Origin of the sequence: Kitasatospora sp. NPDC101235 (assembly GCF_044767505.1) — a bacterium.
Lineage (GTDB): Bacteria > Actinomycetota > Actinomycetes > Streptomycetales > Streptomycetaceae > Kitasatospora.
Genome location: NZ_JBIWNZ010000023.1, coordinates 43,034 through 62,136, shown reverse-complemented (window position 1 = coordinate 62,136; position 19,103 = coordinate 43,034). Strand labels below are relative to the sequence as shown.

General features: G+C 71.1%; 16 protein-coding genes and 1 tRNA gene. 10 read left to right on the top strand and 7 right to left on the bottom strand.

Annotation, left to right across the window (positions count from 1 at the left end; all coding sequences use genetic code 11):
- The first annotated feature begins 28 nt into the window (after positions 1 to 28).
- From ACIRRH_RS31005 to ACIRRH_RS30995, 3 genes are all read left to right on the top strand, one after another.
- Positions 29 to 490, top strand: a complete 462-nt coding sequence (locus ACIRRH_RS31005; protein WP_403073988.1) for a hypothetical protein — start codon at positions 29 to 31, stop codon at positions 488 to 490.
- 315 nt (positions 491 to 805) lie between these two features.
- A tRNA-Ser gene (locus tag ACIRRH_RS31000) sits at positions 806 to 877 on the top strand.
- Positions 878 to 2,019: 1,142 nt separating this feature from the next.
- Positions 2,020 to 2,394 (top strand): transglycosylase SLT domain-containing protein, encoded by a 375-nt coding sequence (locus ACIRRH_RS30995; protein WP_403073986.1) that lies wholly within the window; start codon positions 2,020 to 2,022, stop codon positions 2,392 to 2,394.
- Between the two features lie 333 nt (positions 2,395 to 2,727).
- On the opposite strand, the gene ACIRRH_RS30990 is transcribed toward ACIRRH_RS30995, so the two are convergent.
- A complete protein-coding gene (locus tag ACIRRH_RS30990; RefSeq protein WP_403073984.1) occupies positions 2,728 to 3,366 on the bottom strand; it encodes a PadR family transcriptional regulator in 639 nt (212 codons plus the stop codon).
- Positions 3,367 to 3,471: 105 nt separating this feature from the next.
- Between ACIRRH_RS30990 and ACIRRH_RS30985 the strand changes: the two genes are divergently transcribed.
- The 5 genes from ACIRRH_RS30985 to ACIRRH_RS30965 all read left to right on the top strand — a co-directional run bounded on the left by ACIRRH_RS30985 (position 3,472) and on the right by ACIRRH_RS30965 (position 10,043).
- Positions 3,472 to 4,416 (top strand): ATP-binding cassette domain-containing protein, encoded by a 945-nt coding sequence (locus ACIRRH_RS30985; RefSeq protein WP_403073982.1) that lies wholly within the window; start codon positions 3,472 to 3,474, stop codon positions 4,414 to 4,416.
- A complete protein-coding gene (locus ACIRRH_RS30980) occupies positions 4,413 to 5,237 on the top strand; it encodes an ABC transporter permease (RefSeq protein ID WP_403073980.1) in 825 nt (274 codons plus the stop codon). Before ACIRRH_RS30985 ends, ACIRRH_RS30980 begins: the two co-directional genes overlap by 4 nt.
- A gap of 269 nt (positions 5,238 to 5,506) precedes the next feature.
- The gene (locus ACIRRH_RS30975) at positions 5,507 to 5,758 is read left to right on the top strand and encodes a hypothetical protein (protein WP_403073978.1); all 252 of its coding nucleotides are present in this window, start codon (positions 5,507 to 5,509) and stop codon (positions 5,756 to 5,758) included.
- A 29-nt stretch (positions 5,759 to 5,787) separates the two neighbouring features.
- Positions 5,788 to 8,760 (top strand): DEAD/DEAH box helicase, encoded by a 2,973-nt coding sequence (locus ACIRRH_RS30970; RefSeq protein ID WP_403073976.1) that lies wholly within the window; start codon positions 5,788 to 5,790, stop codon positions 8,758 to 8,760.
- Positions 8,757 to 10,043 (top strand): SWIM zinc finger family protein, encoded by a 1,287-nt coding sequence (locus tag ACIRRH_RS30965; RefSeq protein WP_403073974.1) that lies wholly within the window; start codon positions 8,757 to 8,759, stop codon positions 10,041 to 10,043. The genes ACIRRH_RS30970 and ACIRRH_RS30965 overlap by 4 nt, the downstream gene beginning before the upstream one ends.
- A 466-nt stretch (positions 10,044 to 10,509) precedes the next feature.
- On the opposite strand, the gene ACIRRH_RS30960 is transcribed toward ACIRRH_RS30965, so the two are convergent.
- Positions 10,510 to 12,000 (bottom strand): SDR family oxidoreductase, encoded by a 1,491-nt coding sequence (locus tag ACIRRH_RS30960; protein WP_403073972.1) that lies wholly within the window; start codon positions 11,998 to 12,000, stop codon positions 10,510 to 10,512.
- A gap of 618 nt (positions 12,001 to 12,618) precedes the next feature.
- Positions 12,619 to 13,212, bottom strand: coding sequence for an isochorismatase family protein (locus ACIRRH_RS30955; RefSeq protein WP_403073971.1), 594 nt, complete (start codon positions 13,210 to 13,212; stop codon positions 12,619 to 12,621).
- Positions 13,213 to 13,357: 145 nt separating this feature from the next.
- Between ACIRRH_RS30955 and ACIRRH_RS30950 the strand changes: the two genes are divergently transcribed.
- A complete protein-coding gene (locus tag ACIRRH_RS30950; RefSeq protein ID WP_403073969.1) occupies positions 13,358 to 13,540 on the top strand; it encodes a hypothetical protein in 183 nt (60 codons plus the stop codon).
- 96 nt (positions 13,541 to 13,636) lie between these two features.
- On the opposite strand, the gene ACIRRH_RS30945 is transcribed toward ACIRRH_RS30950, so the two are convergent.
- On the bottom strand, positions 13,637 to 14,611 hold the full coding sequence (locus ACIRRH_RS30945; protein ID WP_403073967.1) for a GNAT family N-acetyltransferase: 975 nt from the start codon (positions 14,609 to 14,611) through the stop codon (positions 13,637 to 13,639).
- 446 nt (positions 14,612 to 15,057) lie between these two features.
- Positions 15,058 to 15,867 (bottom strand): hypothetical protein, encoded by an 810-nt coding sequence (locus ACIRRH_RS30940; protein ID WP_403073965.1) that lies wholly within the window; start codon positions 15,865 to 15,867, stop codon positions 15,058 to 15,060.
- Positions 15,868 to 16,336: 469 nt separating this feature from the next.
- Between ACIRRH_RS30940 and ACIRRH_RS30935 the strand changes: the two genes are divergently transcribed.
- On the top strand, positions 16,337 to 16,579 hold the full coding sequence (locus ACIRRH_RS30935; protein ID WP_403073963.1) for a hypothetical protein: 243 nt from the start codon (positions 16,337 to 16,339) through the stop codon (positions 16,577 to 16,579).
- A 369-nt stretch (positions 16,580 to 16,948) separates the two neighbouring features.
- Here the strand turns inward: ACIRRH_RS30935 and ACIRRH_RS30930 are convergent, their stop codons facing one another.
- Both ACIRRH_RS30930 and ACIRRH_RS30925 read right to left on the bottom strand, forming a co-directional pair.
- Complete coding sequence (locus ACIRRH_RS30930) at positions 16,949 to 17,590, bottom strand: hypothetical protein (RefSeq protein ID WP_403073962.1); 642 nt, start codon at positions 17,588 to 17,590, stop codon at positions 16,949 to 16,951.
- A gap of 348 nt (positions 17,591 to 17,938) precedes the next feature.
- On the bottom strand, positions 17,939 to 18,757 hold the full coding sequence (locus ACIRRH_RS30925; protein WP_403073960.1) for a hypothetical protein: 819 nt from the start codon (positions 18,755 to 18,757) through the stop codon (positions 17,939 to 17,941).
- Positions 18,758 to 19,103: the final 346 nt, after the last annotated feature.

The following is a 19,103-nucleotide window of genomic DNA, read 5'->3' as shown; positions in this document are numbered from 1 at the left end:
CGTGGCTCGTTGAGTGGGTGTGGCTGACATGACGGACAACGGCCGGGCTCGGGCTCCGATGGTGTGGGCGCTGGTGGTGCGCGAGGCGGCGCAGGGGCCGCCGTTCGCGGAATTGATCGTGGAGGTCGGCGCGGACCTGTACCCGGAGCTGGTGGAGGCCGCGGTCGACAGCGGCTTCACGCTTGCAGCGGGTGAGCCTCCGGACACGAGCGGGGTCGTGGAGGTCGGCGACGGCCGGGTGAAGCGCCTGACGCTGGTCGGCGGGCGCCAGCTGTGGGAGCCGGACACGCACGTCGAGGTCTCACCCGGCTGGCTGGCGGCAGCGGGGGGCCGGGGCGCCGCCGTGGTGATCCTCGTGCGGCCGGGCACCTGGCCGCCCGGGCTGATCGAACTGGGGCCCGAGGAGCGTCTGGAAGCGTTCACCCGGCGGTTCGAACAGGAGCAGAGGGCAGGCCGCATTCTGCACGGGACCGTATCGGTACAGGTGTGAGCCACTAGGTTGGTGTGCGTGGAGACGCGGGGGCAGCGGTATCGGTATGTGGGTCCGGCTGAGCCGAAGGCGCTCGTCCGGGCGGGTGGTGAGGGCCGGAGGGCCCCTGGCGGTCAGCTGCGGATCCGGCGGTGCCACCTGAGGAAGTCTGTTGGCGCGAAGAGATTGTTCGAGGATCTGACCGGATCTGCGTCCTGCCCGGTCACAAACCCTTCGACCAGCACCCCGGTAGCTTCATAGGATCAGCGCATGCGACCTGCCTCGGATCGCAGTTGGCCTCGGCCGACCAGGGCGACAGCCTGGAGCGGGGCGGTTGGCTCGTAAGCTCAGTTGGCCAGAGCTCCCGGCTGCTTGTCGGGGCGCGCAGGTTCGAATCCTGCCGAGTCTGCGAAACACGGACCGGCTGCGCCTGTGCTCCGGCCGGGCGCACAATGCACTCCAAGCGACGCAAGGTCGTTCACACGATCGCGGCCGGAACCTTGTTCGTCGTGCGCGGGAGGAACCGGGTGCCGCGAGGCTCGACGGCCTTGCGGAGTGTCTGACGCCCGACCGTCATGGGCTGAGCGGAGACGTATCGATCGCCCTGGCGAGGTCCTTCGCGTGCCGGAGGAGGGGTTGCCGCAAGGCCGTGTAGTGATTGAGCGGATCCGGCCGTGGAAGCCGGAACCACGTGTTGGAGCGGCGTAGGAGCCAGTCCTGACGTACTTGATCGGGCTGGTCGGCTTCAACCGGCCGTGGAGCAAAGCGGGGCTCGCCTCCTATGACGCAGCGGCTGGGGCTTTCCGCCTCATCCGGCTGCACCGGCCAGCCATTACCGGGGCCGCGGAGCCCGGCCGGCACGCCGCTGACCGCCCCGTAACGGCTCCGTGTCGCCGAAAGCAGCAGGCCCGGCCGCCCGAAAAGGGCGGACGGGCCTGCACCGGGGCGACGGGCCCTTTCGCATGCCCGAGGGGAGAAGGGCCCGGGACCAGCTGCTGTCCAGGGCGAACGGCGAGGCCGAGCCGCCCGGTAACTGCTTCGGCGCCGTTCGCGCGTCGGCCAGGTGTGGTGGCGGTCTCAATGGCGGCCGCCCGGTGTTGACTCAGCGTGGTGGCGGCGGGCCGGTCGGTGATGTTGCCGGGGCCTGTGTGGTGAGTGCGCTCACACGGGAATGCGGTGTGCGACGACGGATAGTGGTGTCCGTTTCGCACCATTTTGAGACTATTTGGCGGGTGGCTGGAGGGTGTTTGCGCAGGCGGAGAGGCGTCGGCGGGACCGGCGCGCTCCGGGCGCCCACCCCTGCGGACCGGTGCCGTCCACCCATGGCTACGACGGCGGGTCGTAGCGAGGGGGTCTTGTCGATGACCGGCCCCGCCTGGCAACAATTGCTGCATCAAGCCACACCGGCACCTGTCCCGCCGGTGAACGGCCTACCGCCAAGCCACGCCCCGCGACCGCTACGGCCCCTGTCCGGCCACGGTCCGAAACGGGGAGTGACTCGGCCCAACCCGATTGAGGTCTTGCTCTACATGCCCGCTTTCAAGCTCCGTATGCGTACCTCTGCCGCGATTCTTGCCGGTGCCGCCGGTGTGACGGCCCTGGGCGCCGCCGTGGTCCCCGCGGTCGCCTCGGCCGCCGACGCCTCCCCGCAGGCCATCGCCGCCCAGATCGTGCCGGCGGACCAGCTGGCCTCGTTCAGCCAGATCATCTCCCACGAGTCCGGCTGGAGCGTGACGGCGACCAACCCGAGCTCGGGCTCGTACGGACTGGGCCAGGCGCTGCCGGCCTCCAAGATGGCCTCCGCCGGTGCGGACTGGAAGACCAGCCCGACCACCCAGATCAAGTGGGCGCTGGACTACATGAACACCCGCTACGGCAGCCCGAACGCCGCCTGGAACTTCTGGCAGTCCCACCACTGGTACTAAGCCGACCTTTCGGCTTCCCCTCACCCCGGGGGCCGGACAGGGACCACCGGAGTGACCCACGAGGGCCTGTGCCCGCGCGAAAAGCGCGGACACAGGCCCTCGTGCCGTTCCCCGAACGTCCGAAACAACGCGACGCCCCGTCCGCGAACCGCCGACACGCTCGCACCCACCGCGGTCCGTACCTGCCCACAGTCCCGGGCCGACAGCAGGCCCCCGCGCCCGGGTGGACGGGCGCGGGGGCCTGCTGGGGTGCGGCGGGCCTCAGGGGGCGTAGGCGGGGACGAACTCCAGCTTCTTCGGCATCGGCAGACAGCTGACATGGGTTCAGCCTCGCTAGCGGAGGTCCTCGGGATGCGGCCCCGTGGCGAACGGGTTCGGCTCGCCCTCCGCGAGCACCCCCACGAACGGTTCGCCCTCCCCTGCGAAGGTGTACGCGCCGCCCTCGATCCGCCCGATCAGGCTGTGTGTCCATTCCGCTTGGCTGTCCGCCGAGTGCACCCACATGTTCATGATCTCGCCGATGTGTCCGAGCTGTTCGGGGCCCTTCTCCGGCATGTAGTACTCGGTGACCTCGGCTCGCCATCGTTCAAGCCCCGCGATCCGCTCCTTGAGGAGCGCGACGGCCTCGTCCCGCGGCAGGTCGACGATGAACCCGATGCCGGCCGAGAGCATGTCCATCTTCTGGTCGTACGAGGTCAGGGCCTCGCGCAGCAGATCGAAGTACTCCGCGGTGCCCTGGTCGGTGATCTCGTACTCGACGCGGGGCGGGCCGCCGACGGCGCTCGGTGCGACCTCGTGCGCGACGAGGAGTCCCTGCTTCGCCATCTGCTTGAGCGCGTGGTAGATCGAGCCCGGCTTGGCGCTGGACCACTCGTGGGCTCCCCAGAACTCCAGGTCGTTGCGTACCTGGTAGCCGTGTGCCCGTCCGTGCTGACGGACGGCGCCGAGGACCAGTAGCCGGATGGCAGACATGGGCAGCTCCCCTTCCTGGTGGGACTAATCAAACTTGACCAGCCGCGGGAGTCAGGCTACCTTCCCAGGCTAGTCAAGTTTGATTACTGGCTGGAGGGGGACGCTTTGACTGACCACGATCCGGCGATCGTCGTCGAGGGGCTGCGGAAGAAGTACGGGGACAAGCAGGCTCTCGACGGCCTCGATCTCACCGTCCGCAGCGGTACCGTCCAGGGGATTCTCGGCCCGAACGGCGCCGGCAAGACCACAGCCGTCCGCATCATGTCCACGCTGCTGCGCCCTGACGAGGGTCGGGTCGAGGTGGCGGGGGTCGACGCCAGGACCCGCGCCGACGAGGTGCGCTCGCGGATCGGGCTGCTCGGCCAGAGCGCCGCCGTCGACGAGGAGCTCAGCGGCCGACAGAACCTGGAGATGTTCGGTCGCCTCTACCACCTGGGCGCGCGCCGCGCGAGCGCCCGGGCCGAGGAGCTCCTCACCCGGTTCGGGCTCGCAGACACCGGTGCGAAGGCCGTCAAGCAGTACAGCGGCGGGATGCGGCGGCGCCTCGACCTGGCGGCCTCCCTCATCTGCGAACCGCAGGTGCTCTTCCTGGACGAGCCCACGACCGGGCTCGATCCCCGCGGCCGCACAGAGGTGTGGAACGCGGTGCGCTCGCTGGTCGGCGGCGGCACGACCGTGCTGCTGACCACGCAGTACCTGGAGGAGGCGGATCAGCTGGCCGACCGGATCGCGGTGATCAACCACGGGAAGGTCATTGCCCATGGCACGGCGGACGAGCTGAAGACCAGGACGGGCGGCGACCGCATCGACGTGGTCCTGCACGACACGGGCCGGCTGGCCCGGGCGGCCTCGTTGCTGCCCGGGGAGGTGACCGTGGACGAGGACCGTCGGCTGGTCAGCGCCTCGGTCAGCGACCGGATGGCGGCGCTGACCGAGACCGTGCGGGCACTGGAGGCGGCCGGAATCGTGGCGGAGGACATCGCGGTGCGGCGGCCGACGCTCGACGAAGTCTTCATGCACCTGACGAAGGCGGAGGCAGAGGCGGCATGAGCACGGTACGGAGTGTGAAGGCGCCCCGCGGTACGGAAGCCGGCGGCGGCACGGGTTCGAGGTTGCGCTGGGCGACCGCCGACTCCTGGACGATGACCAGGCGCGAGCTGGCCCACTGGGCGCGGCAGCCCGTGCAGGTGGTCGTCGGGCTGGTCTTCCCGGTGATGATGCTGCTGATGTTCAGCTACCTGATCGGTGGCGGCCAGGGCGTCGAGGGGGATTTCAAGGACTACCTGGTGCCCGGCATGCTCACCATGACGATGGCCTTCGGCCTTGAGGCCACGATGCTCTCCGTCACCCAGGACCTGGGCAAGGGGATCATCGACCGGTTCCGCTCGATGCCGATGGCGTCCGGTGCGGTCCTGGTCGGGCGGAGCGTCGCGGACATGCTGCAGTCGGCGGTCGGGCTGATCGTGATGATCGCGGTCGGCTACGCGGTCGGATGGCGCTGGCACGGGGGATTCGCCTCGTTCCTGGGTGCGGTGGGACTGCTGTTGCTGCTGCGATTCGCGATGCTGTGGATCGGCATCCACCTGGCCATGGTCGCGGGCAAGCCGGAGCTGGTGCAGGCGGTGCAGATCCTGGTGTGGCCCGTCAGCTTCCTCTCCAAGTCGATGCCGTCCTGGCTGGGCGCGATCGTGGAGTGGAATCCGATGTCGGCGACGGCCACAGCGGTGCGCGGCCTGTTCGGCGACCCCGGTGCGGTGGGCGACTCATGGGCCGCGACGCACGCAGAACTGCTCGCGGTGGCGTGGCCGGTGGCCCTGGTGGTGGTGTTCTTCCCGCTGGCAGTGAAGCGGTTCAGGGGCCTGAGCCGCTAGCGGACACGGCTCCGACCCCGGGCCCGGTTCGGCCGGGAGCGGAGCCTTCCCGTGGTCTGCGGTGAGCCGATTCCTCGGCTCACCGCAGACCACGGGAAGCAGGAGAGCGCGCAGAAACAGTCGCGCCGCGCCGCGACGGCGGCCCCAGGCAGCCCCGCGCGATCCGTACAACAGTTCTGGAGAGACCACGAGCATGGCCCCGAGGACGCACACCCCCCCAGTCGCGGTCGTCTGCGCCGCACACTGCCGACAGCCACGACCTGATTCGCGTGCCCGGCGCGCGGGAGAACAACCTCAAGGACATCGGCATCGGGATCCCGAAGCGCCGGCTGACGGTGTTCACGACCCCGGCCCTGATGGCCGCACACACCGGTGAATGGTCCGTCAGACGCGACGGGACCGGTGCCACCCTCGACCTCGCCGAGCAGTTCGCGGAGACCGCTGCGTGCACCGCCCCGCACCTGTGCGGTACGCCAACCCCCCAAGGACTGGGCAAACGCCGTGTGGACGGTGGACGTTGACCGGACAGACGAACCAGGAAGCGGAACAGATGGTGTGGATGTCGCGAGAGCAGGCCGACCTGCTGGTGCAGTGCGCGGTAACCTTCGAGCCGGGCGATCCGGCGCGTACCGGAAGGCTCGTGTTCCGGTACCCCGACGGCCTGGCCGGCCCCGGCCTCGCCGCACAGCTGCCCTTCGGCGAACCCGGCGAAGCCGACCTGGTCACCGCCGACGGAGGCACCCTCGCGGTACGCCGCTGCCCGGTTGTGCGGCTGACCGTGTCCCAGGCACTGCCCACCCTCACCCTGGCCCGCCGGCTCCACACCGAAGCGACCGCCGACGGGACCGCCGACGGGACCGCCGACGGGACCGCCGACGGGACCGCCGACGGGACCGCGAACGGCACCGCAGATGTCACCCCGAGCCCGTCCGCTGCGTTCTGGGGCGCCGCTACCGCCCTCGGCCTGCACCTCGCCGCCCGCGAACGGTTGCTCCCCGGCGTTTCCGCCACCGGTTACGACACCTGGCGCGCCGGCCCGCTCGCCCCGGAGGACGTCCGGCGCATTCGCGAACTGGCCGCCGCTGCACCGGCCGAGGCGCTCGCCGTCCCCCTGCCCGTCCCGCAGGGCGGCCCGCTGCTGCTGCCCGACGCCACCGCCCTGCTCCGCTCCTTCGTCGATGCGGTCGCCGACACCCTGCCGCGCACCGCCGCCGCACCCGCCGCAACCGGCCGCGCGGCCTTCGCCGCCGTCGAACCCCAGTACGTCCCCCAGCTGCGCGCCTGGGCCGAGGAGATCTCCGCCGGCCTCGACTCGGGCGTACGGCTGGCCCTGCGGCTGGGCCTGGTGCCCGCCGCCGGCGACGGCGAGCGGCCCGCCCTGCGCCTGGTACCCCAGGTGTCCAGCCTGGCCGACCCGACCCTCAGCGCCGATGCCGACGAGCTGTTCGCCGCGGTCGAGGCAGCCGGGTTCGGACCGCGGGCCCACGCCGACACCGTCCTCGCCGTACGGCGGGCCGCCGACATCTGGCAGCCCCTGTCCCGCCTGCTGCCGGTGCCCTCCGCCCTGGACCTCGCCGACCGCGAGGTCCAGGACCTGCTCGGCGACACCGCCGGCCGGCTCGCCGCCCACGGCGTCGAGGTGCTCTGGCCCGCGGACGCCACCCGTTCCCTCACCACCCGTGCCGTCCTCGGCGGCGAGCGGACCCCGCCCACCGACATGCGTTCCTTCTTCCGTGGTGACGGCACGGTCGACCTGCGCTGGCAGCTCGACCTCGACGGGGAAGCCCTCACCGAGCAGGAGATGACCGAGATCGCCGCCGCCGGCCAGCCGTTGGCCCTGCTGCGCGGGCACTGGGTGCTCATCGGCGCCGACATCGCCCGCAAGGCCGCCGAACGCGACCTCAAACCGCTCACCGCCATCGAGGCGCTCGCCGTCGCCCTCACCGGATACGCCGAGATCGGCGGCAAGCAGGTACGGGTCGCGCCCAGCGCCTGGCTGCTCGCCCTGCGCCGACGCCTGGCCGAAGCCGACAGCGGCAACGAAGCGGTCGAGCAGCCCGCCGCGCTCGCGGCCACCCTGCGCGACTACCAACTGCGCGGCCTGCGCTGGATGGACCGCCTCACCTCGCTCGGTCTCGGCGGCTGCCTCGCCGACGACATGGGCCTGGGCAAGACCGTCCAGCTGATCTCGCTGCACCTGCTGCGCCAGGAGCACCCGGACAGCGCCGGCCCCACCCTCGTCGTCTGCCCCGCCTCCCTTCTGGGCAACTGGCGGCGCGAGATCGGCACGTTCGCCCCCGGCACGCCCGTGCGCCGCTACCACGGCCCCGACCGCACCCTGGACGGCGCCGACTCGGGCTTCGTCCTGACCACCTACGGCACCATGCGCCTGGACGCCGAGCGGCTCGGCACACACCGCTGGAGCACGGTCGTCGCCGACGAGGCCCAGCACGTCAAGAACCCGCACTCCGGCACCGCGAAGGCGCTGCGGCTGATCCCCGCCGACGCCAGGATCGCCCTGACCGGCACCCCGGTCGAGAACAACCTCTCCGAACTCTGGGCCGTCCTCGACTGGACCACCCCCGGACTCCTCGGCGGCCACGGCCACTTCCGCAGCCGCTGGATCGCCGCCATCGAGGCCGAACGCGCGGAACACGCGGAGCTCGGACCGCGGCCGGGCGAGCAGGGAGAGCACGGCCCCACCGCCCAGCGACTGGCCGAACTGGTCCGGCCGTTCCTGCTCCGCCGCAAGAAGTCGGACCCGGGCATCGCCCCCGAACTCCCGCCGAAGACCGAGACGGACCACCCGGTCTCCCTCACCCCCGAGCAGCGGACCCTGTACGAGACCCGGGTCCGTGAGGTCATGGCGCAGATCGAGGCCACCGAGGGCATCGCCCGAAGCGGCCTGGTGCTCAAGCTGCTCACCGGCCTGAAGCAGATCTGCAACCACCCCGCGCAGTTCCTCAAGGAGGCGGGAGGCACCCGGCTGGCCGGCCGCTCCGGCAAGCTGGAACTGCTCGACGAACTGCTGGACACCATCGTTTCCGAGGACGGAGCCGCCCTGGTCTTCACCCAGTACGTCACCATGGCGCGGCTGCTGGAGGCACACCTGCGCGAGCGCGGCGTCCCCACGCTGCTGCTGCACGGCGGCACCCCGGTGCCGCGCCGCGAGGAGATGGTCCGCCGGTTCCAGGACGGGGAGGTGCCCGTCTTCCTGCTCTCCCTCAAGGCCGCCGGCACCGGACTCAACCTCACCCGCGCCGACCACGTCGTGCACTACGACCGCTGGTGGAACCCGGCGGTGGAGGCCCAGGCCACCGACCGCGCCTACCGCATCGGGCAGAGGCGCACCGTCCAGGTACACCGGATGATCGCCGAGGGTACGGTCGAGGACCGCATCGCCGCCCTGCTCGAAGCGAAGAAGGGCCTGGCAGACGCCGTGCTGGGCTCCGGGGAGCAGACGCTGACGCAGCTGACCAACGACGAGCTGGCCAACCTGGTCGAACTGAGGAGCGCGGGATGAGCGGGGACGAGACGGGCGCGCGGGGCTTCCCGGCCTTCGCCGCGCGCCGGGGCAGCCGGGCACGCGGCCAGTCCTGGTGGGGCAAGGCCTGGGCGGACGCGCTGGAGGACACCTCCCTGGACGAGGAGACGCTGAAGAAGGGCCGGGCCTACGCGCGGACCGGCCGGCTCGGACCGATCACGGTCAGCCCCGGGCACATCTCCACCACCGGCTACGAGGGCGACACCCCGTTCAGGACGGTGCTCACCCTGGAGGAGCTCGACGAGGACGAGTGGGAGTTGCTCTGGGAGAAGACCGCCGAGCGGCCGGACGTCACCGATGAGCTGCTCGCCGGTGAACTGCCGCCCGACCTGCTGGAGGCCGCCGAGGACGCACGGGTTCGACTGCTGCCCGGCTACGGCGACTTGGAGGCGGACTGCGAATGCGACGCGTTCGACCACCCCTGCAAGCACGCGGCCGCGCTCTGCTACCAGGTGTCCTGGCTGCTGGACGAGGACACGATGCTGCTGCTCCTGTTGCGGGGGCGCGGCGCGCAGGAGGCGCGGGAGGAACTCCGCTCCGTCCTGCTGATGCAGGCGATCGTCGGCGGCCTCGGGGACGAGGACGCCGACGGGGCGCAGGAGGAGGAGGCGAAGGCCGGTTCGAAGGCCGCCGCGGCGCAGCTGCCGGACGGCACTCCCGCCGAGGAGGTTTTCAGCCGTGAGCCGGCGGCGCTGCCCGAGCTGCCGCCGCTGCCCGGGCCGCCCGTCCGCCAGGACGCGTCCTTGGCCGGGGTTGGGAGCGACCCGCTGGAGCAACTGGTCACCGGCGCGGCCGTGCGCGCCCGTGAGCTGCTCGCCTACACCCACGGTTTCACCGTCGAGCCGCCGGTGCCGCTCGACCTCTGGCGGGACTGCGTACGGATCGCGGCGACCCGCCCCGAGTCACGGGTCCTGGCCCGCCTGCGGGAGGCCTGCGGCAGCCCGGAGCAGCTGGACCGGGCGGCCGAGGCCTGGCGGCTGGGCGGGAGCGCCGGGCTGGACGTGCTGGAGGAGGCTTGGACGCCGCCGACGCAGGACACCGCCCGGGCCGGCGCCGCGCTCACCGCGGGCTGGGAGCAGGACGAACTCCCCGAGCTGGAGGTGCGGGACAACCGCTGGACGCTGGTTGGCAGCGGGCTCCAGCTCCGCTACGGCCGGGACGGCCGCTGGTACCCCTACCGGCAGGAGGACGGTCGGTGGTGGCCGGCCGCCGCACCGCACCACGACCCGGCTGAGGTCCTCGCCGAGCTCCTCGATGGCTGAACCGCCGGGCACCGTGCGCGCGGCGGGCAGACGGCCGTGAGACCGAAAACAAGCCCCATGATCAGCCCGAACATCACAGCGAACAGGGGATCGTCCGGTTCCTCCTCACGCGACAGAGACAAGAGGAAGAGAGTGAAGGGCACCGCGACGCAGAGGCCGGTGCCGATCGGGTGTCGGGCCACCCATTTCTGGATCCGCGCCGGACACCGCTGCCCGCCCAGGGCCCGGTCCAAAGCCCAGAACCCATCCGCCAGAGACCGCCGCCAGTTCGTCACAGCAGAAGAACATGACAGCCGATCGACTGCCCCTGGTCGAGAGTTCACAGCCAGGCAACGACCTGTCGGCCACCAAGCCCAGGCAGTGACGTCATTTCTCGTGAACCTCCATGAGCCTCAAGATCACCACCTGCTGCCCAAACTGACACACAAACGCTGCTGTTTGAAATGAACGAAGCCATCCAGCCGTATCAGGGCTGCCGGCGAGCGCGTTCGGCGATGTTGCGGGCCATGCCTGCGAACACCGCGGTGTGGAACGGCGCGACAGCGCGCCAGTACGCGTGTCCGGCCAGGCCGTGGGGGTGGAACAGCGCCCGCTGTCGGTATTGCGTCCCGTGACTGTCGTCCGGTGTGACGGAGAGTTCGAGCCAGGCCAGCCCGGGCAGGCGCATCTCGGCCCGCAGGCGGAGCAGTCGGCCGGGTTCGATCTCCTCGACACGCCAGAAGTCGAGAGAGTCCCCGACCCGCAGCCGGGTCGGGTCGCGGCGGCCCCGGCGCAGTCCGACGCCGCCGACCGCGCGGTCGAGCCAGCCGCGCAGAGCCCAGGCGAGCGGAAGGGAGTACCAGCCGTTGTCGCCGCCGATGCTTTCGATCACCCTCCAGACGGCGGCGGGTGATGCGGTCACGGTGCGTTCCCGGACATCCTGGTAGAGGCTGCCGCCGGCCCAGTCGGGATCGGTGGGCAGCGGGTCGCTCGGGGCGCCGGGCGATGAGGCGGAGGACCAGCGGGTGGCGACGTCGGCGTCCTTGATCCGGCGCAGGGCGAGCGTGACGGCCTGGTCGAGGCCGGTCAGGCCGGTCGGCGGGTCGGGTACCCATCGGGCGATGTCATGCTCGCCGCAGACGACTTCGTGGCGCAGGGACTCGACGAGGGGGCGGGCGATGGAGCCCGGGACCGGAGTCACCAGGCCGACCCAAAGGCTGGAGAGTCGGGGAGTGAGGACCGGCACAGGGAGGATGAGGCGGCGGCGCAGTCCGGCGATGCGGGCGTAGCGCTGCATCATCTGTTCGTAAGTGAGGACGTCGGGGCCGCCGATGTCGAAGGTGCGGTTCAGCCCGGGCGGCAGGTGGGCGGCGCCGACCAGGTAGCGCAGAACGTCCCGGACGGCGATCGGCTGGATCCGGGTGGACACCCAGCGCGGAGTGACCATCGCGGGCAGGCGTTCGGTGAGGTGGCGCAGCATCTCGAAGGAGGCACTGCCGGAGCCGATGATCACGGCGGCGCGCAGTTCGGCCGTGGGGACACCGCCGGCGGGGAGCATGCGGCCGACCTCGGCGCGGGAGCGCAGGTGGGGGGAGAGGTCTGCGGCCGCGTAGTCGGGGACGAGGCCGCCGAGGTAGACGATCCGGGCGGCGCCGGCGGCCGCCGCGGCGGCAGCGAAAGCGCGGGCGGCCTCGCGGTCGGTTGCCTCGAACGAGGGCTTGGTGCCGAGCGAGTGGACGAGGTAGTAGGCGACGTCGATGTCGTCGAAGGCCCCGGCGAGGGTTTCGGGGCGGGTGACGTCACCGGTGGCGGTCTCCACCCGGGCCCGCCAGGGGTGGTCGCGCAGTCGCCCGGGATCCCGTACCAGACACCGCACGGTGTGCCCGCGGGCGAGCAACTCGGGGACGAGTCGGCCGCCGATGTAGCCGGTCGCACCGGTCACCAGGCAGCGCAGGGGGCCGGGCTGCAACGGATCCATGTCGACTTCTCCTCCGAAAGCCCGCGCTTGCGGGCCTCCGCCGGTGCGGAAACGAAGCATCGCGCATGTTCTTCGGAGCCGGCGTGATGGACGCGGCGGTGCCCGTACGGCCCCGGCGCCTACGGCGGCGCTACGCGCTGGCTGGGGAGATCCATCGAGCAGGTGTGGAGCAATTCCCGATCGGGGCGTGGCCGTTTTCTACGAGCCTCATCAAGATGAGTTCCCTCGGAGCGATGTCGCCCATAGCTGCCCCTTCATCGGCGAGTACCGGGAGATCGTTGCTCTGCCAGGAGTGCATCTGCCACCCCATTTCGTCAGGAGTTCTCAGCCCAGCACCGGCGCCGCACCCGGCTTGGCCGACCAGGAGAACGGTGCCACTCGGCCTTCGGGGTCCTCTGCGATACGGAGCGCGGCGGCGTGCCGCACGGTGGCCTCGCCTTCACCGTGCGGATAGAAGCCGATCGGTACGTCTACTCGGCCTGGGCAGAGCAGGACTCCGGCAGGATCCGGCGGGAGTTCACGCCGGCGTATGACCGGTGCGCGACTGCGCCGCCGTGGGCTCTCCCGACTGCGGCAGGAAGGGATGTCGGTGAGCGCCGGGACGGTGGTCGTGGTGGCTCAGTTGAGGACGACGGGGTGGCCGGTGAGGTGGACACCGGCCTGGCGCAGTTCCTGGAGGGCTGCGGTGGTGGTGTCGGTGGCGACGCCCGCGGTGTAGTCGAGCAGGACGCGGACGGTGAATCCGGCTCGTGCGCCGTCGAGGGCGGTGGCCTTGACGCAGTGGTCGGTGGCGATGCCGACGACGTCGACATGGGTGACGTCCCGGGCGCGCAGCCAGTCGGCGAGCGGGGTGCCGGCTTCGGTGGAGCCTTCGAAGCCGCTCTTGGAGGCGGAGTGCGCGCCTTTGTAGAAGACCTCGTCGACGGTCCCGGACTGGGCGGTGGGGGCGAAGTGCGGGTGGAACTCGCTGCCGTCGCTGCCGACGACGCAGTGCACGGGGAAGGAGTCGTGGAAGTCCGGGTGGTCGGAGAAATGGCCGCCGGGATCGATGTGGTGGTCGCGGGTGGCGACGATGTGCGTGTACGTGGTGCCGGCGGTGCGCCGGGTGAGGTCGGCGATGGCGCGGGCGCGGTCGGCTCCGCCCTTTACCGGGACGCTGCCGCCCTCGCAGAAGTCCTTTTGCACGTCGACGACGATCAGTGCGCGGTGCATGGCGTAACCCTTTCCGGCGGAAACCCGTGTTCCTGATCCGTGCCCCGTCGGCGACAGGACGGTCGCGCTCCGGGCGCATGGTTCACCCGACCGCCGGGCGTTCCCGGCCAAGGACCTCACCCGGTCTTATGCGCGGCTCGACCGGATGACGGAGGAGGCCGGCCCGGCCGCCGAGGAGCTCGCGGCCGCCGGATCGGCCTCCATCACAATGGCCCGCGTCGAGGACACCGACCGCCAGTACCTCGTCGTCCTGCCGCCCGACGGCCGCGCCCGCACTGCGCGCGGGGCGGTAGCTGCTTCTCCCGGGGCCTCGCCCTGGGTGTACTGACCACGAAGGTGCCGAGCTTGTTCACCAGCGTGCTCACCCAGAGCCACCGGAACTGCTTCGGCAGCCCGCCCACCGTCTCGTGCAGCATTCTGCGGGCTATTGCCGACCGCACACTCCGGCCGCTCCCGCCAGCCGGAACTGAGCGATTCGTAGGCCGGGAACAGGCTCGACAGTGCCGATCCGGGAGAAGCCGTGACGCTCGTAGAGCTCCACGGCCGGGCGGTTGTCGGCACCGGTGCTCACCAGAACAGCCCGGCCCGGAACCATCTCGGTCGTGAGGTGCTGCAGGAGTCTGGAAGCCAGCCCGCGACGGAACCACGACGGATCGACGCACACCCGGTCGATATCGACCGCATCCTCCTCGCCGAGCTCCTGCCAGGCGATGAACGCGACGATCCGGCCATTGACCGCTGCCCCCAGCCACCGAAGCGGCTGGACACGCATCTCCTCCAGACTCTCGCCCAGAGCGGGGATACCGGCGAAGCCGATCAACTCCGCCTCGACTGCGTAGGCGCGGAGGCCGATCCCGTGCACGGCTGCCGCGACCGCATCGTCCAGCAAGGACAGCTCGCCGATGACGAGTCCGGGAATCCGGGTCGAAGACTGGCCCGGGCGCGGGAGCGGCTTGGTGTAGCAGCGGCTGAGCTGCTTGTCCTGGTACGGCGGGTAGCCGGGGAGGGGGGCGTAGCCGGCGCGGGTGTAGAGGGCGATGGCTTCGGGCCGGTGGACTCCGGTTTCCAGGCGGATCTCGGGGTGTCCGAGAGCGGTAGCGGTGCGTTCGGCCTCGGCGAGCAGTCGGGTGGCGATGCCGTGTCCGCGGGCGTCGGGTGCGATGTACAGGCGCGTGAGCTCGGCCGCGCCGTCGGGGAGCGGTTGGACGGCGCAGCAGCCGACGGGTCGCCCGTCGGTCTGTGCGAGCAGGAAGCGGATGTCGGGGTGGAGGCGGGCGTCACCGGTGCAGGGTTCGTCGGGGTAGCTCGCGGCGAGGTCGGCGTCGAGGTCGCGGAGCAGCTGCAGGATTCCCGGGTCGTCGGGTGCGGCTTCGGTGATGGTCAGGTCGTGGGTGGCCACAGGCTGCGGTGCCTTTCGAGGATCAGGTCCAACTGGGTTCGCGGGACGCGCCGTTGGAGGTCCGGCGGGTGGGCGTCGGGGTCGGTCACGGCGGTGAGGGCCAGGCCGTCCAGGCAGGCGACGAACGCAGGAACCCGTGATCGCAGGTTCGGCGTTCGTGGAGGAGTTCGGGATCGGTACGGGTGGCGAGCCGGAAGGGCGATCAGATCGTGTCGACCGGTCGCCGACCACTACTGGCTCGGGCTCGGAAGAAGGTGCGGGCTTCGCCGAGGTCACGGAAGCGGGCGGAGACGCGCACCGGGCCGGTGGTGGAGTGGAGGTGCAGCCTTGCCGGTCCCGTATCGGCGCAGCCCCCGGCCGTTCTCACCGGCCGGGGGCTGCGCCGTACGGGGGGTGGCGGGGGCCGGTCTCCAGCCGTACCGGAAGGGCCGGGGGCAGTTCGGCGCTTAGCGTGGCGGGTCGACCTTCTCGACCGGGCCGAAGTCGCGGAAGGTGCCGTGGGTGCGCACCTGGATTCCCCGCAGCTCGTTCTTCCGGTCGTAGCGGACGGTGCGGCCCTGGGCGTCGATCCACTGGTCGAGCCGGAAGCTCTCCACGCCCTTGCCCTTGAGGATCTTGTACTGCTCGGGCTCCACGGCCTTCATCGACTCCAGGTCGACCGTGCCGGAGAGGTGGTAGCACGGCGTGCCCTCGCAGTCCTCCATCCCGGTGCGGGCGGACGGGCCGAGGGCCAGCAGCGCCTTGGCGTAGCCGTGGTAGTCGGGGATCCGGTCACCGAGCGGGGAGGTGCGCCAGCTGCTGCCGCTCTTGATGTAGGTGGTGCCGTCGTCGGTGACGACGACGGTCGGGCTGTCGCTCCCGCTGCCGATCACCTCGGTGCCACCCGCGCTCATGGACTCGGCGAGCCGGCCGGAGCGGACCGGCCCGTTGAGGTTGACCCGGGCCTTGGTGAGCGCGCTGATCGGGCCGCCTTCGGTCGTGAAGTCCTGGGTGGCCGCGTACGGCGTTTTCTCCGCGAGTGCGAGCGCCTTCTCCGGGTCGATCACCCCGCCCGCCGTCGTGGCGACGGCGGTGGCGGTGGGCGTGGGCGTCGCGACGGCGGTGGGCGTCGGCGTGGAGGCCGCCGTAGGCGTGGAGGCCGGCGCGGCCTCGGGCGCGGTCGAGGACGCGGCCGGCGCCGCGTCGTCGTTGCAGCCCACCAGAGCGACGAGGGAGACCGCCGCGGCGGCGACGGCGAGTACAGCGGAGCGGCGCATGATCAGGAGAACCCCCGGTCGAACGAAGAGACGGGGAATCCTGACACATCACCTGGTCCGCGATCGAACCTTTTTCCCGTCAGGGCCGGTCTCCTGCCGGCGGACCAACGCGACGCCCGCGTCCAGGTCGATCCGGACCCGAGCCCCGGGCGGAGCACCGGCGTACTCGACGGGCGTCGCCTACCCGGTGGGCGACGCGGCGAGACCGGGCCGGTACACCTGCCTGCGCGCCGTCCCGCTGCTCTGGCCGGCCTCCTGGTCGAGTTCAGCCCACCCGGCCCGCTGCGCCTCACCCGCGGTCTGGGCGCCTCGCTTCGGACACGATTGCCGCAGGCAGCGGGGACGGGGCCTCGACCCTGACCCCCAACTGGCGCCCTACCTGGGGCGGGACCGAATCCGACAAAACGTCACCCGAGGTCATGGCCTATGCCATACCGTAACCACACGGATACGGAGCGAAGGAGGCGTCATGGTGCAACGAAAGCACTTGGAACAGGCCAAGGAATATACGGAACAGGCCAAGGCCGCAGTGGAGAAGGTCACCGACCCCGGGCACCGAGCAATCACGCTGGCGCTCCTCGCGCTGACCGAGGCTGTGCTGGAGACCGGCTTCGACGTCGACCGCGTCGGCACCGAGGTCAACGGACTACGCGACGACGTTCGCGATGTGCTGGCGGATCGTCAGCAAGCCGACACGGAGTCCGGCTCGTGACCTCGGTGCCGGGGCCGGCCAACTGACGAACACGGCCCTCCGATCAGCCGAGGAGGGCTTCGACACGGCCGAGGAGATCGGCCACGTGTCCTCGTCCGCACGGATCGAGCCCAGCCCGTCGAGGCCATCCCCTCCGCCGTGCACAGCGGTGACCCGCGACCGCCGGAACCCGAGCCGCTGGCTGAGCCGCCTTTGGCGCGAACCGCGTTCACACCAACGCGGTACTGCGCGCCGCGAGCCGCCGGCAGTACAAGAGCGACCCACCCGACGGTGCGAACACTCCGGTCCAGCCCGCAAACGATGCCTGACCTGAGCCGTGCTCGAATTCTGACCTGGGAAAACGTCGCTCAGAAGCTTGCAGGCAGGCGCTCAGGGCCAGTCCTCGGTGATGGGAAACATGTCGGCGTACGGATTGGGTTCGCCGGTCTCTGGGTCCAGGCCGGCCAGAAGCCGTCGACGTTGCTCGCGCCAGCTGACGAACGTGTCCGTCTGGTTCCAGAGCGACGCATCGCCAAGTGGGCAGGCATCGAACCGGCCCAGCATCATGCGGGTGATGAACTGGACCATGCCGCAGTCGAACAGGGCCCACGGCGACTCGTTCCACGAGTGTTGCCGTCGCCAGGCGACGACTGGCCACTTGTCCGGATCGGGATCGTTCATGAGCCAGGCCATCTCGTTGGCGTTCATTCCAGAGCCCCAGGGCAGTACGGCCCCGGCACCGAGCGTCACGCCAGGGACTCCTCCGTCCTCGTCCCAGAGCCTCCGCAGGCCAGCCGTCATGCTGCCGACGTGACACCCCTCCCACCCGCGTACGTCACTCGGCAACGGAGGCAGGATGACGAGCTCTCCGATGTCGCCCATGCCGTAGGTGTCCAGCAGTGCCTTGTAGTCGCTTGGAAGCTCGGTGCCCAGCAAGGCTTCGGCCGCAGCCCAGTCGATCCGTTCGCCGCCTGCGAGGTCTGCCGGTACAAGATCGAGCAGTACGGCCAGGTCGGGATGAATGATGCCCACGGTGGATCCCCTTGAGGTCAGTGACCAGCCACCGTAGTCGCGAGGGCTGACACCGCTTCTCCGGGCCACCAGGTCACCGTCTGCCCGTGGTCCTGTCCACCACGGTGCGTCAGAACTGCAACGTCCGAACGCAAAGGGGTTTCGCCCATGAGCGATACCGACGATGTCACCCGCGAGCCCAATCCGACCTGGGTGGAATCCATGGGCGGGCCGCTGGTCGTCGTCCCGGTGTCCGCGCTGGACCAGTGGGGCGGCTGCACCGAGGGCGGAGTGGTCGTCGGCGGCACCGGCGCGCGGTGTTGGGCGTCCGGCGAGATCCGATGGAGAGCACCTGGGGGCGACGCCCGGTCAGGAGCGGCCGAACCAGCGGCGCTTGGCCCGCGGCTGGGGCGCGGCGCCATTCGCCGGAGTCGTCGACGGGTCGTCGTACTCGCGGGAGATCACCTGGACCTGGCCCGACTCGGCGTCGTGGCGCACCGTGTCCAGGCCCTGGCGGTCCAGTTGGGCGATGGCGTCGGCGTGGATGGTGGTGTTCAGGGCGAGCATCCCGATCTTCGGGTGCCTGCGGCCGGGCTTCACCTCCTCGCCGAGCAGGATCTGCATCAGGCGGTCGGCGGAGGCCGAGGGCAGGTCCTCGTCCACGGCGACGTGCAGAATCAGGTGCTCCTCGCCGCCGGCCCGCCACCGGGCGTGTGCCACCCATACCGAGCGGACGGCGGGGAACTCGCGGATCCGCCGGACCAGTGCGTCGCGCAGGGCGACCGCCACCGGGTCGGTGGACCAGTCGAGCTTCATTTCCGCCCCGGGCCCGTGGGTCGCCCAGCCCTGCAGCACCTGCTCGGGAAAGATCGCCTGCCCGTGTCCGGAGCGGACCCCGAGCACGGCGACGCCGGTGTTCTCCAGGATGTCCCTCAGCCGCGCCGCGTCGCAGTGCACCATCCCGGCAGCCTCCGGCAGCAGTCGCGCGCCGAGCGCCGCGTCGGTGAACCCGAGCAGCGTGGGCGGCTGCTCGTCGTCGGGGAGGAACATCACCGATCCGGTGTCGGCGACGGGAACGAACACCCCGCCCTCGAACAGCGCGGCGAGCACCGCCTCCGGCGCGGGCTCGTGCCCGTCCGCACGGCGGTCGAGAAGGTCGGCGAGACGTACGTTCGAACGCTCGATCACGCGTGCAGCGTAGTGCCCGGACGGAGGTCCACCTCCTCCACGTCTCCACGAGAAGCTCTGCCCGCCCTGGCAGCGCCCGGCGTGAGCGGGTGGCAGGCGGCCGGCTGTCAGATCAGCCGGGGATGAGGCCCGCGTCGTCAGTCGGGATCTGTGTCCGGCCCGGGTGCCTGTGTCGGGGTGCCCGGGCCGTGTCCGTGCGGGGTTCGGCACCCGACTCTCTGCCAGGCCGTCATCATCGCTGTCGCGGTCGACCTGTGCGGCTGTGCGAGAGGCGGCCCGAGGCCGTCTGATGCAGGCTGGCCGCATGGGTGTTACGGGTGCGGACGACGGAAGGGCAGGGAACTCC

Bases quoted from the DNA above. Each gene is read 5' to 3' on its own strand.
- ACIRRH_RS30955 (WP_403073971.1), bottom strand. From the start codon at position 13,212: ATGCACCGCGCACTGATCGTCGTCGACGTGCAAAAGGACTTCTGCGAG.
- ACIRRH_RS30960 (WP_403073972.1), bottom strand. From the start codon at position 12,000: ATGGATCCGTTGCAGCCCGGCCCCCTGCGCTGCCTGGTGACCGGTGCG.
- ACIRRH_RS30965 (WP_403073974.1), top strand. From the start codon at position 8,757: ATGAGCGGGGACGAGACGGGCGCGCGGGGCTTCCCGGCCTTCGCCGCG.
- ACIRRH_RS30950 (WP_403073969.1), top strand. From the start codon at position 13,358: ATGACGGAGGAGGCCGGCCCGGCCGCCGAGGAGCTCGCGGCCGCCGGA.
- ACIRRH_RS30970 (WP_403073976.1), top strand. From the start codon at position 5,788: ATGGTGTGGATGTCGCGAGAGCAGGCCGACCTGCTGGTGCAGTGCGCG.
- ACIRRH_RS30980 (WP_403073980.1), top strand. From the start codon at position 4,413: ATGAGCACGGTACGGAGTGTGAAGGCGCCCCGCGGTACGGAAGCCGGC.
- ACIRRH_RS30990 (WP_403073984.1), bottom strand. From the start codon at position 3,366: ATGTCTGCCATCCGGCTACTGGTCCTCGGCGCCGTCCGTCAGCACGGA.
- ACIRRH_RS30995 (WP_403073986.1), top strand. From the start codon at position 2,020: ATGCGTACCTCTGCCGCGATTCTTGCCGGTGCCGCCGGTGTGACGGCC.
- ACIRRH_RS30935 (WP_403073963.1), top strand. From the start codon at position 16,337: ATGGTGCAACGAAAGCACTTGGAACAGGCCAAGGAATATACGGAACAG.
- ACIRRH_RS31005 (WP_403073988.1), top strand. From the start codon at position 29: ATGACGGACAACGGCCGGGCTCGGGCTCCGATGGTGTGGGCGCTGGTG.
- ACIRRH_RS30940 (WP_403073965.1), bottom strand. From the start codon at position 15,867: ATGCGCCGCTCCGCTGTACTCGCCGTCGCCGCCGCGGCGGTCTCCCTC.